The sequence below is a fragment of the Rhodococcus phenolicus genome (assembly GCF_001646785.1).
Taxonomy (GTDB): Bacteria; Actinomycetota; Actinomycetes; order Mycobacteriales; family Mycobacteriaceae; genus Rhodococcus; species Rhodococcus phenolicus.
In genome coordinates this window covers 70,865-92,737 of the sequence record NZ_LRRH01000001.1, presented here as the reverse complement: position 1 = coordinate 92,737, position 21,873 = coordinate 70,865, and the positions used below count along the sequence as shown (strand labels likewise).

Genomic DNA, 21,873 nt, shown 5'->3' with positions numbered 1-21,873 from the left:
AACTCCGTAGTGAAATCCCGTCGATTCGTCCGAGCAGCCGCACTGAGTGTCGCGGTCGCCGCATGGGTGGCGATGGTCAACCCCGGCGCTGCCGGGGCCGCGGTCGACAACGCCCGGTCGATGCCGCTCGACGGCGGCGCAACGATCGAAGTGCTGCAGGCCGACACGTCGATCCAGTCGGTCCCGCCCCTCGACAGCTCGCCGTTGAGCGTCGAGTTCTTCAATGACGGTGTCGCAGCTGTCAGGATCACCGGCCCGGGAGCGGACGCGTTCACCGGTACCAGGCTCACGTTCGGCTATCAGATCGGCTACCCGATCGCGCTGCCCGGCGCGATCGTGCACATCTTCACCCCGAGCCTGGATTGGGAGGTCGGCAACGGCGTCGACCTGGGCGTCGATCTCGGCGCCGACCTCGGTATCCCGCTCGACGGCAGTGGCGGCGGCGAGCTCGGTCTGGGCGCGAACCTGGGCGTCGGCCTGGGCAGCGAGACCAGGCTCGGCGGCCGGATCATCCCCGAGAACGAGTTCGAGATCGAGCTCGAACCCGGCGGCATCACCGAGGTGCCGATCGTCGAGGATCTGGCCTTCGACGGCAGCGGCGTCACCGTGCGCATCGCCGGTGTGCACGGTGCCGTGTCCGGGGCGATCGGCCCGGTCACCGTCCGCCCGTTCGCGAAGGCAACCACCGCGAAGGGTGACACCGTTGTCACCTACGGTGTGCCGCAACGGGTCTGACGCGGTTATCGGTCGCCGAGTTCGCGTGCCCACCCACGCAGCGCCGCCAGGGTTCCGGCGGCGCTGTCGTGACGGCCGTCCTCCGCGACCGCCTGCAGGTAGCACTTGAGTTTGGGTTCGGTACCGGACGGCCGGACGACGACGCGGACCGTCGCGCCCTCGAACACGAGCGCGTCGGTCCGCAGTCGTGTCTCCACCCGGGCGAGATCGGTCACGGAAACCGCCTCGCCGGCGAGTTCGCCCGGCGGTGAGGCCCGCAGTGCGTCCATGATCCGGTCGATCCGCGGGAGGTCGTCGACGCGGATCGAAACCTGATCGGTCAGATGCACACCGAATTCGTCGTACAGGTCGTCGAGCGCGTCGAGCAACGTGCGACCGCGCGTCTTCAGCTCCGCCATGAGGTCGGCGACGACGACCGCGGTCGCGATCCCGTCCTTGTCCCGCACTGCCTCGGGGTCGACGCAGTGACCGATCGCCTCCTCGTACGCGTAGACCAGGCCCTCGCCGGCGCGGGCCAGCCACTTGAAACCGGTGAGGGTCTGCACGAACCGGGCGTCGCGCGCGGCCGCGACCTTCGCCAGCAGCGTCGAGGAGACGATCGTGGTCGCCACCAGTGACGCCGCGGGTGCTCCGGTGAGGAGGTGATCGCCGAGCAGCACACCGGTCTCGTCGCCGCGCAGCATCCGCCAGCCGTCCGGGGTCGGCACCCCCACTGCGCAGCGGTCGGCGTCCGGGTCGAGCGCGAGCGCGATGTCCGCGCCGACGTCGGCGGCGAGTGCCAGCAGCGCGTCGGTGGCGCCTGGTTCCTCGGGGTTGGGGAACGCCACGGTCGGGAACGCCGGGTCGGGCGCGAACTGGGCGGCGGCGACGTGCACGTCGGTGAATCCGGCGGCCCGCAGTGCCGCGACCGCGGTCTCCCCGCCGACGCCGTGCAGCGCGGTGAGGGCGATCCGCACGTTCCGGTACGGCGACCGCGGCAGCGTCGCGACCCGTTCGAGGTAGCGTTCGACGAGGTCGCCGCCCGCGGGCACGACGGGTGTGCGCGCGACGGTGTCGCCGACCGCGTCGATCGCGGCCTCGATCTCGCGGTCGGCGGGGGAGACCAGCTGGGCGCCGCCGGTGACGTACACCTTGTAGCCGTTGTCGGCGGCGGGATTGTGCGACGCGGTGATCTGCACCCCGGCGACGGCGTCGAGCGCGCGCACCGCGAACGCGGTGACGGGTGTCGGCAGCGGCCGGGGGAGCGCGACCACGTCGAATCCCGCCGCGGCGAGCACTTCCGTCGCTGCGGTGAAGAACTCGGCGGAGCCGGTGCGCGCGTCGCGTCCGACGACGACGGTGCCGCCGCCGTGCCCCTGCGCGTGCAGCCAGGCCGCGAGCCCGGCCGTCGTGCGCTCGACGACCGGAACGTTCATGCAGTCCGGGCCGTCGCCGACCGGCCCCCGCAGTCCCGCGGTGCCGAAGTGCAGGTTCACAGCCGGCCCGCCAGTTCGCGCAGCAGATCGCCCATGCGGCGGGCCGCGGCCTGACCGGCGGCGAGGACTTCGGCGTGGTCGAGGTGTTCTCCGGTGACACCCGCCGCGGCGTTGGTCACCAGGGAGATGCCGAGCACCCGGGCACCGGCGGCGCGTGCGGCGATCGTCTCGTGCACCGTGGACATGCCCACGAGGTCTGCGCCGAGGGTGCGCAGCATCCGGATCTCGGCGGGCGTCTCGTAGTGCGGGCCGGGCAGGCCTGCGTACACACCCTCGGCGAGCGAGGGGTCGATTTCGCGCGCCAGGGCGCGCAGGTCGGCTGAGTAGGCGTCGACGAGGTCGACGAACTGGGCGCCGACCAGCGGTGAGCGGCCGGTGAGATTGAGGTGGTCGGAGACGAGGACGGGATCGCCGACCTTCAGTGCCGGGTCGATGCCGCCGGCGGCGTTGGTCAGGATGACGGTGCGGGCGCCGGCCGCGACCGCGGTCCGCACCGGGTGCACGACGCGGCTCAGGTCGTGTCCCTCGTAGGCGTGGATGCGTCCGGCCAGCAACAGCACCGGGGTCTGCCCGACGGTCACCGAATGCACGGTTCCTGGATGGCCGGCCGCGGTCGGCGGTGTGAAGCCGGGCAGGTCGTTCATGGACACGTCCGCGACCGTCGGACCGAACCGTTCGACGGCGGCGCGCCACCCCGAGCCGAGCACCACGGCGACCGGGTGCGCGGCCACTCCGGTCTTCTCGGCGAGGACGGCGGCGGCACGTCCGGCTTCGGCGGGGGGATCGAGGATCGCGTCGGGTGCTCCCATGGCGCAAGACCCTAACGCCAACCCTCTTGTTACTCATGAGTAGCAAGAGGGTTTATTCTCATGCCCATGCCTTACCTCGAACGCGACGGCGACGTCTTCGTCCTGTACCTCGGCAACCGGGACCGGGAGGTCGACGAGAACCGCTTCCATCCGGACCGGCTCGCCGAGATCGACACGCTGCTCGACGAGGTCGAGGCGCACGAGGGCCCCGCCGCGCTCGTGACCGCCGCGACCGGCAAGTTCTGGAGCAACGGCCTCGACACCGACTGGATCTTCGCGAACCTCGGCGATCTGCCCGGCTACCTCGACTCCGTGCACGCGCTGTACGTGCGGATGCTGACCTTCCCGGCCGCGACCGTCGCCGCAGTCCAGGGCCACGCGTTCGGCGCCGGGGCGATGCTCGCGCTCACCCACGACTTCGCCGTGATGCGCGCCGACCGCGGCTTCTGGTGCCTGCCCGAGGTGCAGCTCGGCATGCCGTTCACGGTCGGCATGTCGGCGTTGCTGCGCACCCGCCTGACTCCCGGCACCGCGGTCGAGGCGGTCACCACGAGCCGCCGCTACGGCGGCTCCGACGCGCTCGCCGCCGGGATCGTCGCCCAGGCCGTCGACGGGGACGCGGCCCTGGCTGCGGCCGTGGAACGGGCCGCGGCCCTGACGTCCACGCGCGGTGCGAACCTCGGGGTCGTCAAGCGTGGCCTGCACGAGCCGCTCGTCGCCGCGCTGCAGACCAGGACGGACGAGTCGAACTTCCGCTTCGGCTGAACGTCCGCGTGCCCGGTGGTGACGGCACTGGCGCCCGGACGGGCATGACAGACTGGTCGATGTGACGACCGAAGCGGACAGGGCGATCGAAGCTGCGTCCGACGAGTTGATCGCCCTGTCGCATTCGATCCACGCCGAACCGGAACTCGCGTTCGACGAGCACCGCAGCGCCGCGAAGGTCGTCGAGGTCCTGCGCGGCGCCGGATTCGAGGTCCGCACCGGAATCGCGGGCCTGCCCACCGCATTCGACGCCCGCTTCGGCAGCGGCGATCTCGTCGTCGGGATCTGCGCGGAGTACGACGCGCTCCCGGGTATCGGCCACGCCTGCGGGCACAACATCATCGCCGCCTCGGCCGCCGGTGCGGGCCTCGGGCTCGCGGCGATCGCCGACGAACTGGGAATCACCGTGCGGGTCATCGGAACCCCCGCCGAGGAGACCGGGGGCGGCAAGGTGGTCATGCTCGAACACGGCGTGTTCGACGACGTCGCGGCCGCGATGATGGTGCATCCCGGACCCTTCGACATCACCGGGGCGACCTCGCTCGCACTGGCGGACATCGCCGTCACCTACGAAGGCCGCGAGGCGCACGCCTCGGCGGCACCCGAGTACGGACGCAACGCCGCCGACGCCGCAACCGTCGCGCAGGTCGCGATCGGACTGCTGCGTCAGCACCTGCTGCCCGGCCAGCAGATCCACGGCATCGTCAGCGACGGCGGCACCGCCCCGAACATCGTGCCCGCGCACACCGAGCTGCTGTACTACCTGCGGGCGACGTCCGCGGATTCGCTCGCCGACCTGTCCGAACGCGCGGGGAACTGCTTCACGGCCGGGGCGCTCGCCGCCGGTTGCACCCACCGGACCCGGACGGTGTCCCCGACCTACACCGAACTCACTCCCGACCCGTGGCTCGTGCAGGCATATCGTGAGGTGATCATCGGCATGGGACGGGCACCGCTGCCCGTCGAAGAGGAAGGATCGCGCCCGCTGGGCAGCACCGACATGGGAAACGTGACGAATGTGGTGCCGGGTATCCACCCGGTCATCGGGCTCGATTCGGGTGGTGCGGTCACGCATCAGGCTGCCTTCGCGGCCGCGTGTATCACCGAGTCCGCGGATCGGGCGGTGCTCGACGGGGCCCGCGCACTCGCCGCGACCGCGGTCCGTGCCGCGACCGATCCCGGGCAGCGTGATCGTCTCCTCGAGGGGGTCGCGCGCCGATGAACCGGTACGTCGAGAAGTGGCTCGGTGACCACACCGAGGACCTCACCGCCTGGCGTCGCCACATCCACGCGAACCCGGAACTGGCCCGGCAGGAGTACGCGACGACCGAGTTCGTCGCCGACCACCTGTCCGCGGCGGGTCTGCGGCCGAAGGTGTTGCCGCGCGGCACCGGCCTGATCTGTGATCTCGGTCCTGCCACCGGACCGCGCATCGCGTTGCGCGCCGACATGGACGCCCTGCCGATGCAGGAACTGACCGGGCTGCCGTTCGCGTCCACGGTTCCCGGCGTGTCGCACGCGTGCGGTCACGACGCGCACACCACGGTGCTGCTCGGTACCGGGCTCGCCCTGAACGAGGTGCCGGAGCTGCCCGTCGGTGTCCGGCTGGTGTTCCAGCCCGCCGAGGAGGTCATGCCGGGCGGCGCGCTCGACGTCGTCGCCGCCGGCGGTCTCGACGGGGTGTCCCGGATCTTCGCGCTGCACTGCGATCCGCGTCTGGAAGCGGGGAAAGTCGGGATGCGGGTCGGCGCGATCACCTCGGCCGCCGACACCGTCGAGTTGGTACTGGATTCGCCGGGTGGTCACACCTCGCGTCCGCACCTGACCGGCGATCTCGTGTACGGACTCGGCACTGTCATCACGGGACTGCCGGGCATGCTCAGCCGCCGCATCGACCCCCGGACCGGCACCGTCATGGTGTGGGGAGCGGTCAGCGCGGGCAAGGCACCGAACGCGATTCCGCGCACCGGCATGCTCGCGGGGACCGTGCGCACCGGCGACCACGACACGTGGGCGCTGCTCGAACCCATGGTGCGTGAGGTCGTGCACGGTCTGCTCGCCCCCACCGGGGTGAGTTACGAACTGGAGTACCGCCGGGGCGTTCCACCGGTCGTCAACGACGAGATCTCGGCCCGTATGTTCGAGGCCGCGATTCGTGCGACCGACCCCGACGCCTTGTCCGACACCCCGCAATCCGGTGGTGGAGAAGACTTCTCGTGGTACCTCGAACAGGTCCCGGGCGCGATGGGCCGGCTCGGTGTGGGATTCGGGACCGGACCGGAACTCGACATCCACCAGCCCACCTTCGATCTCGACGAGCGAGCGCTGCCGGTCGGTGTGCGCGTGATGACGAACCTGGTCCTCGGCGCCGGCTGAATCAGAACGCGTCGGGCCGTCCCGGCCCGACGTTGCGGCTGTTGCGGGTGCGCAGGTCCATCACGTAGTCCGACGGCGCGCCCGCGATCTCCGCGGCATCGGCCATCACGCCGAGGTACCGCGCGGACGGCAGGCCGCCCTCGTACGCGTCGACGACGTACAGCCACGCGAGAACCGGCCCGTCCGCGGTGTCCACCCGCAACCGGATCTTGCGGTGGAAACCGAGTTCGGAGCCCTCCCACCGGTCGAGACTGCGCTCGTCCTCGTCCGGGACGTCGTAGAGCACGACGAAGACCTTCGCGTCCTCGTCCTCGACGACGGTCGCGAGGGCGCCCTCCCAGCCGAGGTCGGCGCCGCTGAACGTCAAGCGCCAGCCGTGCAACCACCCGGTACCGGCCATCGGCGAGTGCGGGCAGCGCTGCAGCATCTGCTCCGGATGCATGTTGGACCCGTAGGCGGCGTAGATCGGCACGTGCCTAAGGCTAATCGGTGACCGCCCGACGCAGGATTCGGGGCGCTCGTCGTCGGCATCGTGTGTCCGTATGCGCCGCCCACCCCCGGTGGCATAGCGTTGTCGCGGGCGCGCGGTGACCCTGCACGCCCGGAAACCGGCCCGAGGACCATCTCGGAATCGATACAGAGGAGAAAAATGACCCGGATCGTGATCATCGGCGGTGGGCCTGCGGGCTACGAGGCTGCGCTGGTGGCGGCCCAGTACGGCGCGACGGTGTCACTGATCGATTCGGACGGGATCGGCGGCGCCTGCGTGCTGTTCGACTGCGTGCCGTCGAAGACCTTCATCGCGTCGACCGGCGTGCGCACCGACATGCGCCGCGCCGCGGACCTCGGGGTCGAGCTCGAGCGCGCCGCCGTGTCGCTGCCGCAGGTCCACGCCCGCGTCAAGGGGCTGGCCCGCGCCCAGTCCGCCGACATCCGCACCAAGCTCGAAGCCGCCGGGGTGTCGATCTTCTCCGGCAGCGGCGAACTCATCGACCGTGAGATCGGTATGGCGGCCCATCAGGTGCGCGCGAATCTGTTCACCGGCGAGGAGAAGGTGCTCGACGCGGACGTCGTGCTCATCGCGACCGGCGCGAGCCCCCGCGTGCTGCCGGGCGCGGTGCCGGACGGCGAACGCATCCTCACCTGGCGGCAGCTCTACGACCTCGACAAGCTGCCCGAGCACCTGGTCGTCATCGGATCCGGTGTCACCGGCGCCGAGTTCGTCTCCGCGTACACCGAGGTCGGTGTGCAGGTCACCCTCGTGTCGAGCCGCGACCGCGTGCTGCCGCACGAGGACGAGGACGCCGCCCTCGTGCTCGAGGACGCGCTCGCCGAACGCGGTGTCACCCTCGTCAAGCATGCCCGCGCGGACGTGGTCGAACGCACCGAGGACGGCGTGCGCGTGCTGCTCGCCGACGGCCGGATCGTCGAGGGCAGCCACGCCCTGATGACCGTCGGCTCGGTTCCCAACACGTCCGGCCTCGGCCTCGAGCGGGTCGGCCTCGAGCTCGATCGCGGCGGATACCTGCCGGTCGATCGTGTGTCCCGGACCGCGGTCGCGGGCGTGTACGCGGCGGGCGACTGCACCGGCCTGCTGCCGCTCGCGTCGGTCGCCGCCATGCAGGGCCGCATCGCGATGTACCACGCGCTCGGTGAGGGTGTGAGCCCCATCAAGCTCAAAACGGTTGCGTCCGCAGTGTTCACGCGCCCGGAGATCGCCGCGGTCGGCGTGAGCCAGGCCGCGATCGACAACGGGGAGATTCCGGCGCGCACCGTGATGCTGCCGCTGAACACCAACCCCCGCGCGAAGATGGCGGGACTCAAGCGCGGTTTCGTGAAGATCTTCTGCCGTCCCGCGACCGGCGTGGTCATCGGTGGCGTCGTGGTCGCGTCGACGGCGTCGGAACTGATCCTGCCGATCGCCATCGCCGTGCAGAACAACCTGTCGGTCAACGATCTCGCGGCGACCTTCTCGGTGTACCCGTCGCTGAGCGGGTCGATCACCGAGGCGGCGCGCCAGTTGATGCGGCACGACGACCTGGACTGATGGCTTCGCGGAGCCGGGACCTGCGCGGCCGGCCGGGACTTGACTCTCCCCTCGGGGGAGAGCCGACGGTGGATGCATGACGACGAACAGCATCTTTCCGGTGATCCCGGCCGCCGACGTGGCCCGCAGCCGCGACTTCTACGTGCGCCTGCTCGAGCTCGACGTGGTGTTCGACGGCGGCTGGTACGTGCAACTGCAGCAGCGCCGCACCGAGGCGGTGCAGTTGGGGATCGTCCAGCGCGATCACGACACCATCCCCGACGGTTTCCGGACACCACCGGCGGGTGTCCTGGTCTCGGTCGAGGTGGACGATGTCGACGACGTGCACGGCCGGGCCGTCGCCGCGGGACTGCCCGTCGCCCTGTCGCTCCGCAGCGAGGACTTCGGCCAGCGGCACTTCATGACGACCGACCCCGACGGTCTCCTGGTCGATGTGATCACCGTGATCCCGTACGCCGAGCACGTCGCGGAGAGCGGCGCGGTCGCGGGCGGGGGCGCCGACGAGTCCGCTGCCGGGGTGCGATGACCGATCCAGCGCGCCTGATGAGCATCGGGCAGTTCGCGCGCGCGGCGCGGATGACCGTCAAGGCGCTGCGCCATTACGACCGTGAGCAACTGCTGGTGCCGGCCCACGTGGATCCGGCCACCGGGTACCGCTACTACGACCCGGCCCAGCTGGCGTCGGCGTTGCGTATCGGTCTGCTGCGCCGCGCGGACGTGTCGGTCGCCGCTGTCCGGGAGGTCCTGAACGAGCCGGAGCGGGAGGGCGACGTACTCGCGGCGGAAGAAGCCCGAATCGAACGTCGAGCGGCCCGCGCGGCGCGCTCGCTCGCGCTCGTCCGATCCCTCGGGAAGGCCGTGACCGCGGACCTTCCCGTCACCGTTCACCGGATCCCCGAGCGCACCGTGCTGTGGCGGGAGGGCTGCGCGGACGCCGACACCCTCGACGAGGTGGCGTCGGAGCTGATCGGTGCGGTGCTCGGCGAGGCGCGCCGGCTCGGGCTGGACGAGTCGGCTCCCGTGGTGGGCCGGTATCCGGCCGCGCTCGACGGTGAGGTCCGGTTCGGGGTGGGGCTCGAGATGCCCGTGCGGCCGGACCTTGTCGACGGGCCGGTTTCGTGCATCGCCGTCCTGCCCGGTGGTGTCTTCGCCGGCGTGGACTTCACCGGGCCGACCGCGCTGCTACCGGTGGCCTATCACGTGCTGTTCGCGCGGCTGGCGGATGCCGGCGTCGACGCCGGAGGTCCGGTGCGCGAGTACTACCTCACCGATCCCGCGCAGGTGGGGGAGGACGGGATGTGCACGCGTGTGCTGCATCCCGTCCCGGAGCACTTCCGGGCGTAGGGGACGGTACCCGCCGTCGAGTGGTGCATTTCATGATGTGAGATGCAATTTCACATAGTGGTGCCACGGTGGGGTAGGCTCGTTCCGGGTCCGGTCGTACCCACGGCCGCTCGTCACGGCACTTCTCCGCCCGCAGATCCGGACGCTCGGTGCTGGTTCGCTCCCAATCCCTCCGCTCGTGGAGTCGCCATGACACGCATCCGAGCCCGCCGTCTCGACGGGCTGACCAGTTCCGCCATCCGAGATCTGCTCGAACTGACGTCCCGGCCCGAGGTCATCAGTCTCGCCGGCGGGCTCCCCGCCGCCGAGTTGCTGCCCACCGCACGGCTCGCCGAGGCCGCGACATCCGCGCTCACGGATCCCGCGACCGCGCAGTACACCGAGACCTGCGGTCTCGGCGACCTGCGCTCGGTGATCGCCGCCCGTGAGAGCGCACGCCTCGGCCGCGCGGTCGATCCGCGCCGGGTCGTCGTCACGCACGGCTCGCAGCAGGCACTGAGCCTGATCGCGCAGGCGCTGCTCGACCCGGGCGATCTCGTCGTCGTGGAGGAACCCGCGTACACCGGTGCGTTGCAGGTGTTCCGCGCCGCCGAGGCCACCCTCGCCTCCGTCCCCGTCGACGACGACGGTCTCGACACCGACGCGCTCGAGGAGCTGCTCGTGCGCGGTGCGCGGCCGGTGCTCGTCCACACCGTCGCCACCTTCCACAACCCGCGCGGCGCGGTGCTGTCGGCGCCCCGGCGCGCGCACCTCGCGGCCCTCGCCGACCGCTACGGGTTCCGCGTCGTCGAGGACGACCCCTACGGCGACCTGTGGTTCGGTACGCCGCCGCCGGCGCCGATCGCCTCCCACACCGACCGGGTGATCCGGCTTTCGAGCGCATCGAAGATCATCGCTCCCGCACTGCGCGTCGGATGGCTGCTCGCCGACCTCGACGTGTGCGCTTCCGTCGAACTGCTCAAGCAGGGTGCGGACCTGTGCGGATCGTCGCTGACCCAGCGGATCGCCGCCGATGTTCTCGCCGACACCGACTGGCTCGACGCCCACCTGACGACGCTGCGCGGCACGTACGGCGCCCGCGCGCACGCGCTGGCCGACGCCCTGACCGCCGAATTCGGACCGGACATCACGTACTCGCCGGTGCGCGGCGGCATGTTCACCTGGACGACGCTGCCGACCCCGGTCCCTGCCGCCGAATTGCTTCCCGTCGCAGTGGAACTCGGTGTTGCCTTCGTCCCGGGCGATGCGTTCGCGGTGGCCGGCGACCACTCGCACTCCGCGCGGCTGTGTTTCGCGACCTCCTCGGAGGAGGAGCTGGCCGAGGCCGTCCGGCGGCTGGGTGCGGCGGTGCGGACCGCCGGGGACGCCCTCCCGCGGGCTCAGGTCCAGTCGTAGGTCCGCTCGACGGCCTTGTTCCACTCGCCGTAGAGCCGCTCGCGTTCGGTCTCGTCGAGGGCGGGTTCCCAGGTGTCACCCATCGCCCAGTTGCGCCGGATGTCGTCCTCACCCTCCCAGAATCCGACGGCGAGGCCGGCCGCGTAGGCGGCGCCCAGCGCGGTCGTCTCCGCGACCACCGGACGCACCACGGGCACGCCGAGAATGTCGGCCTGGAACTGCATCAGGGTGCGATTGGCGACCATGCCGCCGTCCACCTTGAGCGTGCTCAGGTCGACCCCGGAATCCGCGCGCATCGCCTCGATGACCTCGCGGGTCTGGTATGCGGTGGCCTCGAGGGCGGCCCGCGCCAAGTGCCCCTTGTTGACGAACCGGGTCAGGCCCGCGATGACTCCGCGGGCGTCGGGACGCCAGCGCGGCGCGAACAGCCCGGAGAACGCCGGTACGAAGTAGGCGCCGCCGTTGTCCGGGACGGTCGCGGCGAGTTCCTCGATTTCGCTCGCGTTGCGGATGATTCCGAGGTTGTCGCGCAGCCACTGCACGAGGGAGCCGGTCACCGCGACCGAGCCTTCGAGCGCGTACACCGCCGGCGCGTCGCCGATCCGGTAGCAGACGGTCGTGAGCAGGCCGTGTTCGCTGTGTACCGGGGTGGTACCGGTGTTGAGCAGCAGGAAGTTTCCGGTGCCGTAGGTGTTCTTCGCCTCGCCGGGGGACAGGCACGCCTGCCCGAAGGTCGCGGCCTGCTGGTCGCCGAGGATGCCCGCGACCGGAACCCCGGCGAGCGGGCCGCGTTCACGCGCGTAGCCGTACACCTCGGACGAACTGCGGATCTGCGGCAGCATCGACATCGGAATCCCGAAGTCCGCGCAGATCTGCGGATCCCACTGCAGTGTCGCGAGATTCATCAACATCGTGCGCGAGGCATTCGTGACGTCGGTGACGTGCACGCCCGGTTCCTGCGAACCGTTGCCGAGACCCCCGGTCAGATTCCACACGATCCAGCTGTCCACGGTGCCGAACGCGAGCTGTCCGGCCTCGGCTTTCTCCCGGGCGCCGTCGACGTTGTCGAGGATCCACCGCACCTTCGGGCCCGAAAAGTACGTCGACAGTGGAAGACCCGTCGCATCCCGGTAGCGCCCCACGCCCTCGTCGCCGGCCAGGTCGCCGATCAGGTGGTCGGTCCGGGTGTCCTGCCACACGATCGCGTTGTACACCGGTTTGCCGGTGGTGCGATCCCACACGACGGTCGTCTCCCGCTGGTTCGTGATACCGATCGCGGCGACCGCACCACGTGGTAGATCGGCCTTCGCCAGCGCCAGCGCCGCGACCTCGCGGGTGTTCCTCCACAGCACTTCCGGGTCGTGTTCCACCCAGCCCGAGCGCGGGAAGATCTGTTCGTGCTCGGTCTGCGCGACCGAAACGATCCGGCCGTCGTGATCGAAGACGATGCAACGGCTGGACGTGGTGCCCTGGTCGATCGCGGCGATGTACTGGTTCACGGCGTCCTCGCTCGAAGGGTGGGTGGTTGCGCTCGGGGTCAGCGGTACGGGGGGAAAACTACTAGCCTGGGTCCGGATACGTCGACGAGGCACGGGGAGTGGCGTGGTGAGCAACCAACCGGGAGTGCAGATCCTCGGACCCGAGCAGCGCCGCGAGGCATGGCAGCGGCTGGGCTCCGAACAGTTCGATGTGGTCGTCATCGGCGGCGGTGTGGTCGGGGCGGGGGCCGCGCTCGACGCCGCGACCCGTGGGCTCCGGGTCGCGCTCGTCGAGGCCCGGGATTTCGCGTCGGGCACCTCGAGCCGGTCGTCGAAGATGTTCCACGGCGGGCTGCGCTACCTCGAACAGCTCGAATTCGGTCTCGTGCGGGAAGCGCTGCGCGAGCGGGAACTGTCGCTGACGACCCTCGCCCCGCACCTGGTCAAGCCGCTCGAGTTCCTGTTCCCGCTCACACACCGCGTGTGGGAGCGGCCCTACATGGCCGCTGGGATCTTCCTCTACGACCGGATGGGCGGCGCCAAGTCCGTACCCGCCCAGAAGCACCTGACGCGGTCGGGGGCGCTGCGCATGGCGCCGGGCCTCAAGCGGTCGTCGCTCATCGGCGGGATCCGGTACTTCGACACGGTCGTCGACGACGCGCGGCACACGATGACGGTGGCGCGGACCGCGGCGCACTACGGCGCGGTCGTGCGGACGTCGACGCAGGTGGTCGGTTTCCTCCGCGAGGCGGACCGGGTCTCGGGTGTGCAGGTACGCGATTCCGAGGACGGATCCGTCACCGAGGTGAAGGCACACGTGGTGATCAACGCGACGGGCGTGTGGACCGACGAGATCCAGGCGCTGTCCCGGCAGCGCGGCCGGTTCCGGGTACGCGCGTCGAAGGGCGTGCACATCGTGGTGCCGCGCGACCGCATCGTCGCCGATTCGGCGATCATCCTGCGCACCGAGAAGTCGGTGCTGTTCGTCATCCCGTGGGGCAACCACTGGATCATCGGCACCACGGACACCGACTGGAATCTCGACCTCGCGCACCCCGCGGCGACGAAGGCCGACATCGACTACATCCTCGACCACGTCAACGAGGTGCTCGTCACCCCGCTCACCCACGAGGACATCGACGGTGTCTACGCGGGTCTGCGCCCGCTGCTCGCGGGGGAGAGCGACGAGACCTCGAAACTGTCGCGTGAGCACGCCGTCGCGCGGGTGTCGCCGGGGCTGGTGGCGATCGCCGGGGGCAAGTACACCACCTACCGGGTGATGGCGGAGGATGCCGTCGATCTGGCCGCCGAGGACATTCCGTCGCGCATCGCGTCGTCCATCACCGAGAAGGTGCCGCTGGTGGGCGCGGACGGCTACTTCGCGCTCGTGAACCAGACCATGCACCTCGCCGAGCAGTACCGGGTTCACCCGTATCGGATCAAGCATCTGCTCGACCGGTACGGCGCGCTCGTCGAAGAGCTGCTCGCGTACGCCGAGGGCAAACCCGAACTGCTGCAACCGCTCACCGACGCACCGCAATACCTTCAGGTCGAGGTCGTCTACGCGGCCGCGGCGGAAGGTGCCCTGCATCTCGAGGACGTGCTGGCGCGGCGCACCCGGATCGCGATCGAGTACCCGCACCGCGGGGTGCACTGCGCCGAGCAGGTCGCGCGGCTCGTCGCTCCGATCCTGGGCTGGGACGCGGTGACGGTGGAACGGGAGATCAGCACGTACCGGGCGCGGGTCGACGCGGAGGTGCGGTCGCAGAGCCGTCCCGACGACGAGTCCGCGGACGCGTTGCGTGCGGCGGCACCGGAGGCCCGCGCGGAGATCCTCGAACCGGTGCCCGTCTGGGGCTGACCGTCCGGGCGACGCCGTACGACCGCGCGCTTACAACTCGGTGAGCAGATCCTTCCGGAACGCCTTCGCCTCGTCCGCGGTGCGGCGAGGGGACGCCTCAGTGGGTCAGCAGGACCTTGGTGAACACGACCGTCACGGCGACCAGGGTGATGACCGCGGCGCTGGTCAGCCAGCCCTTGCCGGGGCGTTTGCCGTTGAGCCGGCCGATGACGAGGACGATGCCGCCGATCCGCACGAGCACCGCGACCTCGGCGAGCAACTGGGCGGTGCGCGGCTCGAGCCAGCCGATCCACCCGACGGCCAGGATCGCGCACGGCATCACCGCGGAGCTGAGGATCGGCACCGAGTTGCGCACCTCCGCCCAGCGCTCGGCAGCGGTCAGCTGTGCACCTTCTCGCACGCTGTGCCCGACCGCCTCGGCGAACACGTGCGCGACGAACGTCGACAGCGTGGTGCCGAGGACGATCGCGATCCCGACGTACTTCTGCTCGGTCACCACCGGCACGAGTGCCGCCAGGACCAGGATGTTGCCGTAGATATAGGCGCTGATTCGGCTGGCGGCATTGCTGCGGTCGAGGGGCCGGCTCCGCGAAAAGAGGGGCCCGTGCAGCACGGCGTGAGCGTCGACCTTCATGCACAACAGGGTGACACGCCGCGGCCCGCTTCACCGGCTGTGTCGCGCAACCTCCTCGGGGCTGTAGCGGACCGGGGAGCCGCGGCGGTCGAGCGGCGGCAGGTTCCGGGCCGGGGTGTGCACGATCGGCGCACCGCTCCGGATACGTCCGGACTCCCGGTCCCACCCGGCACGGGCCCGAGGACGGTAGCGGTGCCGCCACGGCACGAGCCGGGTGCCGAGACCGATGGCCCGGCCGATCACCCGGTGCAGACGTTGCTCCGGGCGCGACCACGACAGGCCGAGCAGGTCACGCACGGGCGGGGTCGTAGAGGCCGACGGTCAGCCACAGGAATCCGCGGGTCGAGGCCGGCCGCAGGATGCGCCAGAGCGGTGTCGGACACCGTTTCAGGAACGGCGGCCGGTCGAGACGCGACAGAATGAGGACGTCGCGCGTGGCCACCGGGGGCACCGCCGAGTTCTGACTACGCATGTTGTCAGAGTAGGATTCGACGGCGCAGGGGTCGACGACGGGATGAGCGGTGGAGACAACGCGCCGAAGCTGGGCGGGGACCGCCCTCGAGGAGCGTCGGCGCGTACGACGCGAAGCCTTGCTGATGGCAGGAATACAGCTGCTCGGAGCGGTCGACCGGTCGGCCTCCAACGTCCGCGCCGTGTGCCGCGCCGCCGGATTGACCGAACGGTACTTCTACGAGAGCTTCGGCGACCGGGACACCTTCGTCCGCGCCGTCTACGACGAGGTGGGCGCCCGCGCCCGCAGCGCACTGATCGCCGCGGTCGAGGGAGCTCCCGCGAACAAGCGCGCGGACGCCGCCGTGCGCGTGTTCGTCGAGCTGATGGTCGACGACCCCGCGATGGGCCGGGTGCTGCTGCTGGCACCGCTGCGCGAGCCGGCGATCGGCACCAGCGGTGTCGAACTCGCACCCCGATTCGTGACGCTGGTCCGCGAACAGCTCGCCATCGAGGACCCCGACAAGCGGCACATGGTCGCGGTGGGGCTGGTCGGCGCGCTGACGAGCCTGTTCATGGGCTATCTCGAGGGCACGATCGCCGTGCCGCGCGAAACGCTCGTGCGGCACTGCGTCGAACTGGTCGAGAGCGCCGGTCGCTGACGGCCGCGCGGCCGGGTCGTGCATGGACCCGATCGAGGGTGGGTATCCGTCCCTCGACGAAGGGAGAATGCGATGCCGAACCCGTCGATCAAGGACGAGAAGCTGTACCAGGATCTGCGCGACGACGGAGCGTCGAAGGAGAAGGCGGCGCGGATCTCGAACGCGGCCGCGGCCAAGGGCCGGTCCTCGGTGGGCCGCAAGGGCGGCAAGTCCGGTTCGTACGAGGACTGGACCGTCGCGGAACTGAAGAAGCGGGCCAAGGAGATCGGGCTCAGCGGGTACTCGTCGAAGCGCAAGGGCGAGCTCATCGAGGCACTGCGCGATCACTGAGTCCCGGAGCATCCCTGAGCTCGGGCCGTTCGCCGCGCCGCGGAATCACCGCCCCGGCTGGCAGGCCGGGCAGCGATAGAACACCCGCTCCGGGTCCGTCGATGCCCCCAGGTGGCCGGACACCACGGTGGTTCCGCAGCGCCGGCACGGCTTTCCGGCCCGCCCGTACACCCACAGATTCCGGCCGGGGCGACGATCGCCGGTGGTGATGCGCACCGTGCGATCGCGGTTCGCGACGAGCAGGCGGTGAGCCAGGTCTACCCACCCGGCGGGGTCGCCGGCGTCCGCGACGGGCGCCGCCGGATGGACCCCCCGCAAAAAGCACAGCTCGCTGCGGTACACGTTCCCGATACCGGCGAGGATCCGTTGATCGAGGAGGGCCAGCCCGATCGGCCGTGCGGGATCGCGCGCGAGATTGGCGGCGGCCACGGCCGGGTCCCACAGCGGCCCGAGCAGGTCCGGTCCCAGATGCCCGACGGCGTCGGCTTCGCGGTCGCGGGGAAGCACCTCGACGATCCCGAGGTCGAAACCCACCGCCTGTACGTCGGCGGCCTCGAGGACCAGCCGGGCACGGAATCCGGGCTTGCGCCAGCGAGCACCGCGGGCGTACACGTGCCATTCGCCGTCCATCATGAGATGGGTGTGCACCGTGTACTCGGGCAACCGGGTCAGGATGTGCTTGCCGCATGCGACGGTGTCCGTCACGGGTGCGCCGGACAGGTCCACGGTGGCGTAGCGTGGGACGCGGAAATCAGAGCGTAGCAATGTCTTTCCCGACAACGCCGCGTGCAGTCGTGCCGCGGTCCGGAACACGGTGTCCCCCTCGGGCATGTCAGGACCGCAACCGGTAGCCGCGCGGGGTGGCCGAGAAGCCGGCCTCGGCGAGCAGCGCCGCGAAGTCGTGACCGTGGATCGACCGCCCGTCGACCTTCTCCACCACGATCTTGTCGACGCCTCCGCGCTTGACGGTGGCCGCGAGTGACGCGCACGCCGTCCGCAGGACACCGGGATCGTCGTCGAACGTCAGGACGGTGCGGCCGCCACGCTCGACGAACAGCACGAGCCTGCCGTCGACGAGTGCCACCAGGCCACCGGCCTTCCGGCCCGGACGGTGCCGTGTCGTGTCGTCGGCGCGCGGGGCGGGCCACGGCAGCGCCGCGCCGTAAGGGTTCGCGGGATCGCAGGCCGCGAGCGTCACGCTCGGAGTCTCGGTGTGCCGGCCTTCGAGGGATTCGCCGTAGGACCGCAAACGATCCACGACGTCGGGTGTCGAGAACTGTGCACCGCCGAGCGAGTCGACGAAGTAACCGCGCCGGCAGCGCCCGGATTCCTCGAAACGCGCGAGCACCTTGTACATCAACGCGAACCCACCGGGCACGGACTCACCGGCGACGACTCCGCGTGTCACCACCCCGTACCGTTCCAGCAGCAGTTCGGCGGTGGCGTGGGCGCGAACTGTCGACTGCGGTTCGGGCTCGGGCAACAGGGACCACCGTCCGCCTACCGTCGGTGGGCCGGTCCGCGACGGCAGGGCCGGACGCCCCCGGTACATGCGCGACCGCGGTGCCCGGCGCGGGGTGCGGTGCGCGGGGGTCGCGCGGGAGGTGTCGCCGATCAGGGCGCGGAGCGGGGCGAGGGTGTCGCCGCCGATGTGCCCCGCCCACACCAGATCCCACAGTGCCGCCGCGGCGGTCGCGTCGGTGACCTCGGCTCCCTGCGCGACCAACGCATCGGCGAGCTGACGGAAGAAGAACCCGCCACCCCCGGCCAACGCGTCCAGGATCGCCCGATGCGTATCGCCGAGTTCGATGTCGACGGGCGGTGCGAGGGTGGTGGGGGCCGCGTCGGCCGGGTGCAGGCACACCCATCCGTCCTTGCCCGAGATCGAGCCGGCACCCGACCACAGCACCTCGCCGGTCGAGGTGAGTTCGTCGAGCATCGCGGGAGAGTAGTCCCGTACCCGGGGGGCGAGCACGAGCGGCTCGAGGGCGCTGGCGGGGACCGGGAACCCGGCGAGCTGGTCGACGACCGCCACGACTCCGTCGATCCCGCGCAGACCGCCGCCGATGTTGTGCCAGGCCGGCAGGAAACGGCCCAGGGTTGCGGTGCTGACCGGTTCCACCTCGTGCCGCGCGGCGGCGAGCGATCGGCGGCGCAGCCGGCGCAGCACCTCGGTGTCGCACCACTCCGATCCGGTCGCTCCGGGCCGGAATTCTCCTGTCGTGACGCGTTTCTCGTCGGCGAGACGACGCAGGACGTCCTGTACGACGGCGGCGCCGAGACCGAACCGGGCCGCGGCCTCGGCGGTGGTGAACGGTCCGTGTGTGCGGGCGTACCGGCCGATGAGGTCGCCGAGCGGATCGGCGACCGGTTCGACGAACGCCGTCGGCACGCCGATCGGCAGCGGCACACCGAGCGCATCCCGCAGCCGGGACGCGTCCTCGATCGCGGCCCACCACAGGGAGCCCGCGAACGACACCTCCAGGACCCGGTGCTGCGCGGTCAGGCCCGCGACCCACTCCGCCGGATCGGCGGTGGCGCGCTCCCGCAGTTCCGCGGCGGTCAGCGGTCCGAGCAGCCGCAACAGGTCCGCGACACCCTCGGCGTCGCGGGCTCGCCGCTCCGGTGAGAGGCGCTGGAGTTCCTGTTCGGCGGTGGCGATGACGTCGGCGTCGAGCAGCTCCCGAAGCTCGACCCGGCCCAGGAGTTCGGCCAGCAGCGACGAGTCCAGCGACAGTGCGGCAGCCCGGCGCTCGGCGAGGGGACTGTCGCCCTCGTAGAGGAAGGCGCCGACGTAGTCGAACAGCAACGAGCTCGCGAACGGGGATGCGGTGGCCGTCTCGACGTCGACCAGGCGGATCTGCCGTCGGGCGATGCGGCCGAACAGATCCCGTAGCGCCGGAAGGTCGTAGACGTCCTGCAGACATTCGCGGACGGTTTCGAGCAGGATCGGGAACGAGGGATAGCGGCGCGCCACGTCCAGCAGCTGTGCCGATCGTTGCCGCTGCTGCCACAGCGGGGCGCGTTTGCCGGGGTTGCGGCGCGGCAGGAGCAGCGCCCGGGCCGCGCACTCGCGGAAGCGGGACGCGAACAGCGCCGACCCGCCCACCTGCTCGGTGACCAGGTCCTCGATTTCGTCACGGTCGAACACGAAGATCTCGGCGCCCGGCGGATCGTCCTCGGTGTCCGGCAGCCGCACGATGATGCCGTCGTCCGAGGCGGTCGGGTTCGATTCGACCCCGAACCGGTCCTGTAGGCGCGCACCGACCGCGAGTGCCCACGGGGCATGCACCCGTAACCCGAACGGAGAGTGCAGGACCAGCCGCCAGTCTCCGAGTTCGTCACGGAAACGTTCGACCACGAGGGTGCGGTCGGTGGGCAGGTGGCCGGTCGCGGTGCGCTGCTCGTCCAGCAACCGGATCAGGTTCGTCGTGGCGTTGTCGTCGAGTCCGCTCTCCTTGCAGCGGGTTTCGGCATCGTCGGCCGAGGCGTGGCCGAGTTCGCGGACGAACGCGCCGAGGGCCGCGCCGAGCTCGGCGGGTCTGCCCTGCCCGTCTCCGTGCCAGAACGGCAACCGGCCGGGCCGCCCGTAGGCGGGGGAGACCAGCACGCGGTCGAACGTGATTTCCTCGATCCGCCAGCTGGTCGCACCGAGCGCGAAGACATCGCCCACCCGCGACTCGTACACCATCTCCTCGTCGAGTTCGCCTACCCGCGTTGCCTTCTCGCCGACCATGTAGACGGTGAACAGTCCACGGTCGGGAATCGTCCCACCGGAGGTGACGGCGAGGCGTTGCGCTCCGGGACGCCCGGTGAGGGTGCCGTCGGTGCGGTCCCACACCAGCCGTGGCCGCAGCTCGGCGAACTCGTCCGAGGGGTACCGCCCGGCCAGCAGATCCAGGGTGGATTCGTAGGCCGAGCGCGGCAGGGTCGCGAACGATCCGGTGCGGCGCACCGTGTCGAACCAGTCGTCGACGTCGATCGGTTCGAGCGCTGCCGCCGCGACGGTCTGCTGCGCGAGCACGTCCAGTGGGTTCGCCGGTACCTGCAGCGCCTCGATCCGCCCCGCGACCATCCGTTCCACGGTGACCGCGCAGTGGATCAGGTCGGTGCGGTGCTTGGGGAACAGGACGCCGCGCGAGACCTCGCCGACCTGGTGGCCGGCCCGGCCGACGCGTTGCAGGCCGCTGGCCACCGACGGTGGTGCCTCCACCTGGATCACGAGGTCGACCGCGCCCATGTCGATGCCGAGTTCGAGGCTCGACGTCGCGACGACACACGCGAGCCGGCCCGATTTCAGATCGTCCTCGATCAGGGCGCGCTGGTCCTTGCTCACCGATCCGTGGTGGGCGCGGGCCAGCAGCGGTTCGGCGCCGTAGTTCACCTCGGTGGGAGCGCCGATCAGCGCGGGTGGTCGTGGTTCCCGGTCGACCGTGACGCCGGTGCGTTCGGCGTGGATCTCGTTGAGCCGTGCCGTCAGCCGTTCGGCGAGGCGGCGGGAGTTGGCGAACACGATCGTCGACCGGTGCGCGGTGATGAGATCGACGAGTTGTTCTTCGACGTGCGGCCAGATCGACCCGGCCTGCGGGGTGGGGGAGAACGAATCCTCGCCCGTCGAACCGGGATCCGGTGCCGCGACGCCCAGCTCGGTCATGTCCTCGACGGGGACGCGGACCGAGAGGTCCCACGTCTTGGATGCGGGCGGTGCGACGATCCGGATCGGGGCGGGGCCGGTGAGGAACCGGCCGACCTCCTCGTGCGGGCGGACCGTCGCGGACAGACCGATCCGCTGCGCCGGTCGCGGAAGCAGCAGATCCAGGCGCTCGAGGGAAACCGCGAGGTGCGCACCACGTTTGGTTCCGGCGACCGCGTGCACCTCGTCGACGATCACGGTTTCGACGCCGGCGAGGGTGCTGCGGGCGGCCGAGGTGAGCATGAGGAACAGCGACTCGGGTGTGGTGATGAGGATGTCCGGTGGCTTCTGGACGAGCTTGCGCCGGTCGGCAGGGGAGGTGTCGCCCGAGCGCACCCCGACGGTGATCTCCGGAGGGTCGAGGCCGAGCCGTTTCGCGGTCTGGGTGATCCCGACCAGCGGCGAACGCAGGTTCCGTTCGACGTCGACGGCCAGCGCCTTGAGCGGCGAGACGTACAGGACCCGGGTGGTGCCGGCGTCGCGCGGCTCGGCCGCCAGCCGGTCGAGCGACCACAGGAACGCCGAGAGCGTCTTGCCGGATCCCGTCGGTGCGACGACCAGCGTGTGCAGACCCGACGAGATCGCCTCCCACGCGCCGAGCTGGGCCGGGGTGGGCGCGGCGAACGCACCCGCGAACCATTCGCGGGTGGGTGCGGAGAAGCGGTCGAGGACGTCGGTCACCCGTCCATGGTGCACCCGGGGTCCGACAGCGACGACGGAACCGCGCAGGTACACCCGGTCCGGCCCGGCCGGACGTCCGATGTTTGTGCGGTCCGTCCCCGGGGTAGGCGTCCGGAACCCACAGGTCGGTGGGTCCCA

Annotated in this window: 20 protein-coding genes; 11 read left to right on the top strand and 9 right to left on the bottom strand. The window is 70.9% G+C overall.

Features of this window, described 5'->3' with window-relative positions; all coding sequences use genetic code 11:
* The first annotated feature begins 72 nt into the window (after positions 1 to 72).
* On the top strand, positions 73 to 735 hold the full coding sequence (locus A8G15_RS00465) for an MspA family porin (protein ID WP_245687667.1): 663 nt from the start codon (positions 73 to 75) through the stop codon (positions 733 to 735).
* A gap of 5 nt (positions 736 to 740) precedes the next feature.
* Here A8G15_RS00465 and A8G15_RS00460 read toward each other — a convergent pair whose 3' ends face one another.
* Positions 741 to 2,210, bottom strand: coding sequence for a phospho-sugar mutase (locus A8G15_RS00460; RefSeq protein ID WP_068154258.1), 1,470 nt, complete (start codon positions 2,208 to 2,210; stop codon positions 741 to 743).
* The gene (locus tag A8G15_RS00455; RefSeq protein ID WP_068154256.1) at positions 2,207 to 3,019 is read right to left on the bottom strand and encodes a purine-nucleoside phosphorylase; all 813 of its coding nucleotides are present in this window, start codon (positions 3,017 to 3,019) and stop codon (positions 2,207 to 2,209) included. The genes A8G15_RS00460 and A8G15_RS00455 overlap by 4 nt, the downstream gene beginning before the upstream one ends.
* Before the next feature lie 66 nt (positions 3,020 to 3,085).
* On the opposite strand from A8G15_RS00455, the gene A8G15_RS00450 reads away from it, so the two are divergent.
* The 3 genes from A8G15_RS00450 to A8G15_RS00440 all read left to right on the top strand — a co-directional run bounded on the left by A8G15_RS00450 (position 3,086) and on the right by A8G15_RS00440 (position 6,160).
* Positions 3,086 to 3,784 carry an enoyl-CoA hydratase/isomerase family protein gene (locus A8G15_RS00450; protein ID WP_068154457.1) on the top strand — a complete coding sequence of 233 codons (699 nt, stop codon included), beginning with the start codon at positions 3,086 to 3,088 and terminating at the stop codon, positions 3,782 to 3,784.
* Between the two features lie 61 nt (positions 3,785 to 3,845).
* Positions 3,846 to 5,006, top strand: coding sequence for a M20 family metallopeptidase (locus A8G15_RS00445; RefSeq protein WP_068154254.1), 1,161 nt, complete (start codon positions 3,846 to 3,848; stop codon positions 5,004 to 5,006).
* A complete protein-coding gene (locus A8G15_RS00440) occupies positions 5,003 to 6,160 on the top strand; it encodes a M20 family metallopeptidase (RefSeq protein ID WP_068154253.1) in 1,158 nt (385 codons plus the stop codon). Before A8G15_RS00445 ends, A8G15_RS00440 begins: the two co-directional genes overlap by 4 nt.
* 1 nt (position 6,161) lies before the next feature.
* On the opposite strand, the gene A8G15_RS00435 is transcribed toward A8G15_RS00440, so the two are convergent.
* Positions 6,162 to 6,632 (bottom strand): gamma-glutamylcyclotransferase family protein, encoded by a 471-nt coding sequence (locus A8G15_RS00435; protein WP_068154251.1) that lies wholly within the window; start codon positions 6,630 to 6,632, stop codon positions 6,162 to 6,164.
* A 177-nt stretch (positions 6,633 to 6,809) separates the two neighbouring features.
* Between A8G15_RS00435 and A8G15_RS00430 the strand changes: the two genes are divergently transcribed.
* The 4 genes from A8G15_RS00430 to A8G15_RS00415 all read left to right on the top strand — a co-directional run bounded on the left by A8G15_RS00430 (position 6,810) and on the right by A8G15_RS00415 (position 10,946).
* Positions 6,810 to 8,207, top strand: a complete 1,398-nt coding sequence (locus tag A8G15_RS00430; protein ID WP_068154249.1) for an NAD(P)H-quinone dehydrogenase — start codon at positions 6,810 to 6,812, stop codon at positions 8,205 to 8,207.
* A gap of 76 nt (positions 8,208 to 8,283) precedes the next feature.
* Positions 8,284 to 8,733 carry a VOC family protein gene (locus A8G15_RS00425; protein WP_068154247.1) on the top strand — a complete coding sequence of 150 codons (450 nt, stop codon included), beginning with the start codon at positions 8,284 to 8,286 and terminating at the stop codon, positions 8,731 to 8,733.
* A complete protein-coding gene (locus A8G15_RS00420; protein ID WP_068154246.1) occupies positions 8,730 to 9,551 on the top strand; it encodes a MerR family transcriptional regulator in 822 nt (273 codons plus the stop codon). Before A8G15_RS00425 ends, A8G15_RS00420 begins: the two co-directional genes overlap by 4 nt.
* A 189-nt stretch (positions 9,552 to 9,740) precedes the next feature.
* Entirely contained in the window at positions 9,741 to 10,946 is a 1,206-nt protein-coding gene (locus A8G15_RS00415) for an aminotransferase-like domain-containing protein (RefSeq protein WP_068154244.1), read from the top strand.
* On the opposite strand, the gene glpK is transcribed toward A8G15_RS00415, so the two are convergent.
* Positions 10,931 to 12,445: a glycerol kinase GlpK gene (gene glpK / locus A8G15_RS00410; protein ID WP_068154243.1), complete on the bottom strand. Its 1,515-nt coding sequence runs from the start codon at positions 12,443 to 12,445 to the stop codon at positions 10,931 to 10,933. The two genes, A8G15_RS00415 and glpK, sit on opposite strands and share 16 nt — an antisense overlap.
* A 106-nt stretch (positions 12,446 to 12,551) precedes the next feature.
* Here glpK and glpD point away from each other — a divergent pair, with 106 nt between their 5' ends.
* A complete protein-coding gene (glpD, locus tag A8G15_RS00405; protein WP_068154455.1) occupies positions 12,552 to 14,285 on the top strand; it encodes a glycerol-3-phosphate dehydrogenase in 1,734 nt (577 codons plus the stop codon).
* 97 nt (positions 14,286 to 14,382) lie between these two features.
* Here the strand turns inward: glpD and A8G15_RS00400 are convergent, their stop codons facing one another.
* Genes A8G15_RS00400 through A8G15_RS32420 form a run of 3 tightly spaced genes read right to left on the bottom strand, consistent with a single transcriptional unit; the run spans position 14,383 to position 15,391 of the window.
* Positions 14,383 to 14,919, bottom strand: a complete 537-nt coding sequence (locus tag A8G15_RS00400) for a hypothetical protein (protein WP_068154241.1) — start codon at positions 14,917 to 14,919, stop codon at positions 14,383 to 14,385.
* 30 nt (positions 14,920 to 14,949) lie between these two features.
* Positions 14,950 to 15,216: a hypothetical protein gene (locus tag A8G15_RS00395; protein ID WP_068154239.1), complete on the bottom strand. Its 267-nt coding sequence runs from the start codon at positions 15,214 to 15,216 to the stop codon at positions 14,950 to 14,952.
* Positions 15,209 to 15,391, bottom strand: a complete 183-nt coding sequence (locus tag A8G15_RS32420; protein WP_068154238.1) for a hypothetical protein — start codon at positions 15,389 to 15,391, stop codon at positions 15,209 to 15,211. The genes A8G15_RS00395 and A8G15_RS32420 overlap by 8 nt, the downstream gene beginning before the upstream one ends.
* Positions 15,392 to 15,515: 124 nt before the next feature.
* On the opposite strand from A8G15_RS32420, the gene A8G15_RS00385 reads away from it, so the two are divergent.
* Both A8G15_RS00385 and A8G15_RS00380 read left to right on the top strand, forming a co-directional pair.
* Positions 15,516 to 16,031: a TetR/AcrR family transcriptional regulator gene (locus A8G15_RS00385; RefSeq protein WP_068154236.1), complete on the top strand. Its 516-nt coding sequence runs from the start codon at positions 15,516 to 15,518 to the stop codon at positions 16,029 to 16,031.
* Between the two features lie 72 nt (positions 16,032 to 16,103).
* Positions 16,104 to 16,361 carry a DUF7218 family protein gene (locus A8G15_RS00380; RefSeq protein ID WP_068154234.1) on the top strand — a complete coding sequence of 86 codons (258 nt, stop codon included), beginning with the start codon at positions 16,104 to 16,106 and terminating at the stop codon, positions 16,359 to 16,361.
* A 45-nt stretch (positions 16,362 to 16,406) separates the two neighbouring features.
* On the opposite strand, the gene A8G15_RS00375 is transcribed toward A8G15_RS00380, so the two are convergent.
* Positions 16,407 to 17,192: a DNA-formamidopyrimidine glycosylase family protein gene (locus A8G15_RS00375; protein WP_068154233.1), complete on the bottom strand. Its 786-nt coding sequence runs from the start codon at positions 17,190 to 17,192 to the stop codon at positions 16,407 to 16,409.
* Position 17,193: 1 nt separating this feature from the next.
* Positions 17,194 to 21,735, bottom strand: a complete 4,542-nt coding sequence (locus A8G15_RS00370) for an ATP-dependent helicase (RefSeq protein WP_068154453.1) — start codon at positions 21,733 to 21,735, stop codon at positions 17,194 to 17,196.
* Positions 21,736 to 21,873 lie beyond the last annotated feature (138 nt).

Bases quoted from the DNA above. Each gene is read 5' to 3' on its own strand.
- A8G15_RS00465 (WP_245687667.1), top strand. From the start codon at position 73: ATGGTCAACCCCGGCGCTGCCGGGGCCGCGGTCGACAACGCCCGGTCG.
- A8G15_RS00400 (WP_068154241.1), bottom strand. From the start codon at position 14,919: ATGAAGGTCGACGCTCACGCCGTGCTGCACGGGCCCCTCTTTTCGCGG.
- A8G15_RS00425 (WP_068154247.1), top strand. From the start codon at position 8,284: ATGACGACGAACAGCATCTTTCCGGTGATCCCGGCCGCCGACGTGGCC.
- A8G15_RS32420 (WP_068154238.1), bottom strand. From the start codon at position 15,391: ATGCGTAGTCAGAACTCGGCGGTGCCCCCGGTGGCCACGCGCGACGTC.
- A8G15_RS00440 (WP_068154253.1), top strand. From the start codon at position 5,003: ATGAACCGGTACGTCGAGAAGTGGCTCGGTGACCACACCGAGGACCTC.
- A8G15_RS00450 (WP_068154457.1), top strand. From the start codon at position 3,086: ATGCCTTACCTCGAACGCGACGGCGACGTCTTCGTCCTGTACCTCGGC.
- A8G15_RS00455 (WP_068154256.1), bottom strand. From the start codon at position 3,019: ATGGGAGCACCCGACGCGATCCTCGATCCCCCCGCCGAAGCCGGACGT.
- A8G15_RS00430 (WP_068154249.1), top strand. From the start codon at position 6,810: ATGACCCGGATCGTGATCATCGGCGGTGGGCCTGCGGGCTACGAGGCT.
- A8G15_RS00380 (WP_068154234.1), top strand. From the start codon at position 16,104: ATGCCGAACCCGTCGATCAAGGACGAGAAGCTGTACCAGGATCTGCGC.
- A8G15_RS00375 (WP_068154233.1), bottom strand. From the start codon at position 17,192: ATGCCCGAGGGGGACACCGTGTTCCGGACCGCGGCACGACTGCACGCG.
- A8G15_RS00420 (WP_068154246.1), top strand. From the start codon at position 8,730: ATGACCGATCCAGCGCGCCTGATGAGCATCGGGCAGTTCGCGCGCGCG.
- A8G15_RS00385 (WP_068154236.1), top strand. From the start codon at position 15,516: ATGGCAGGAATACAGCTGCTCGGAGCGGTCGACCGGTCGGCCTCCAAC.
- A8G15_RS00415 (WP_068154244.1), top strand. From the start codon at position 9,741: ATGACACGCATCCGAGCCCGCCGTCTCGACGGGCTGACCAGTTCCGCC.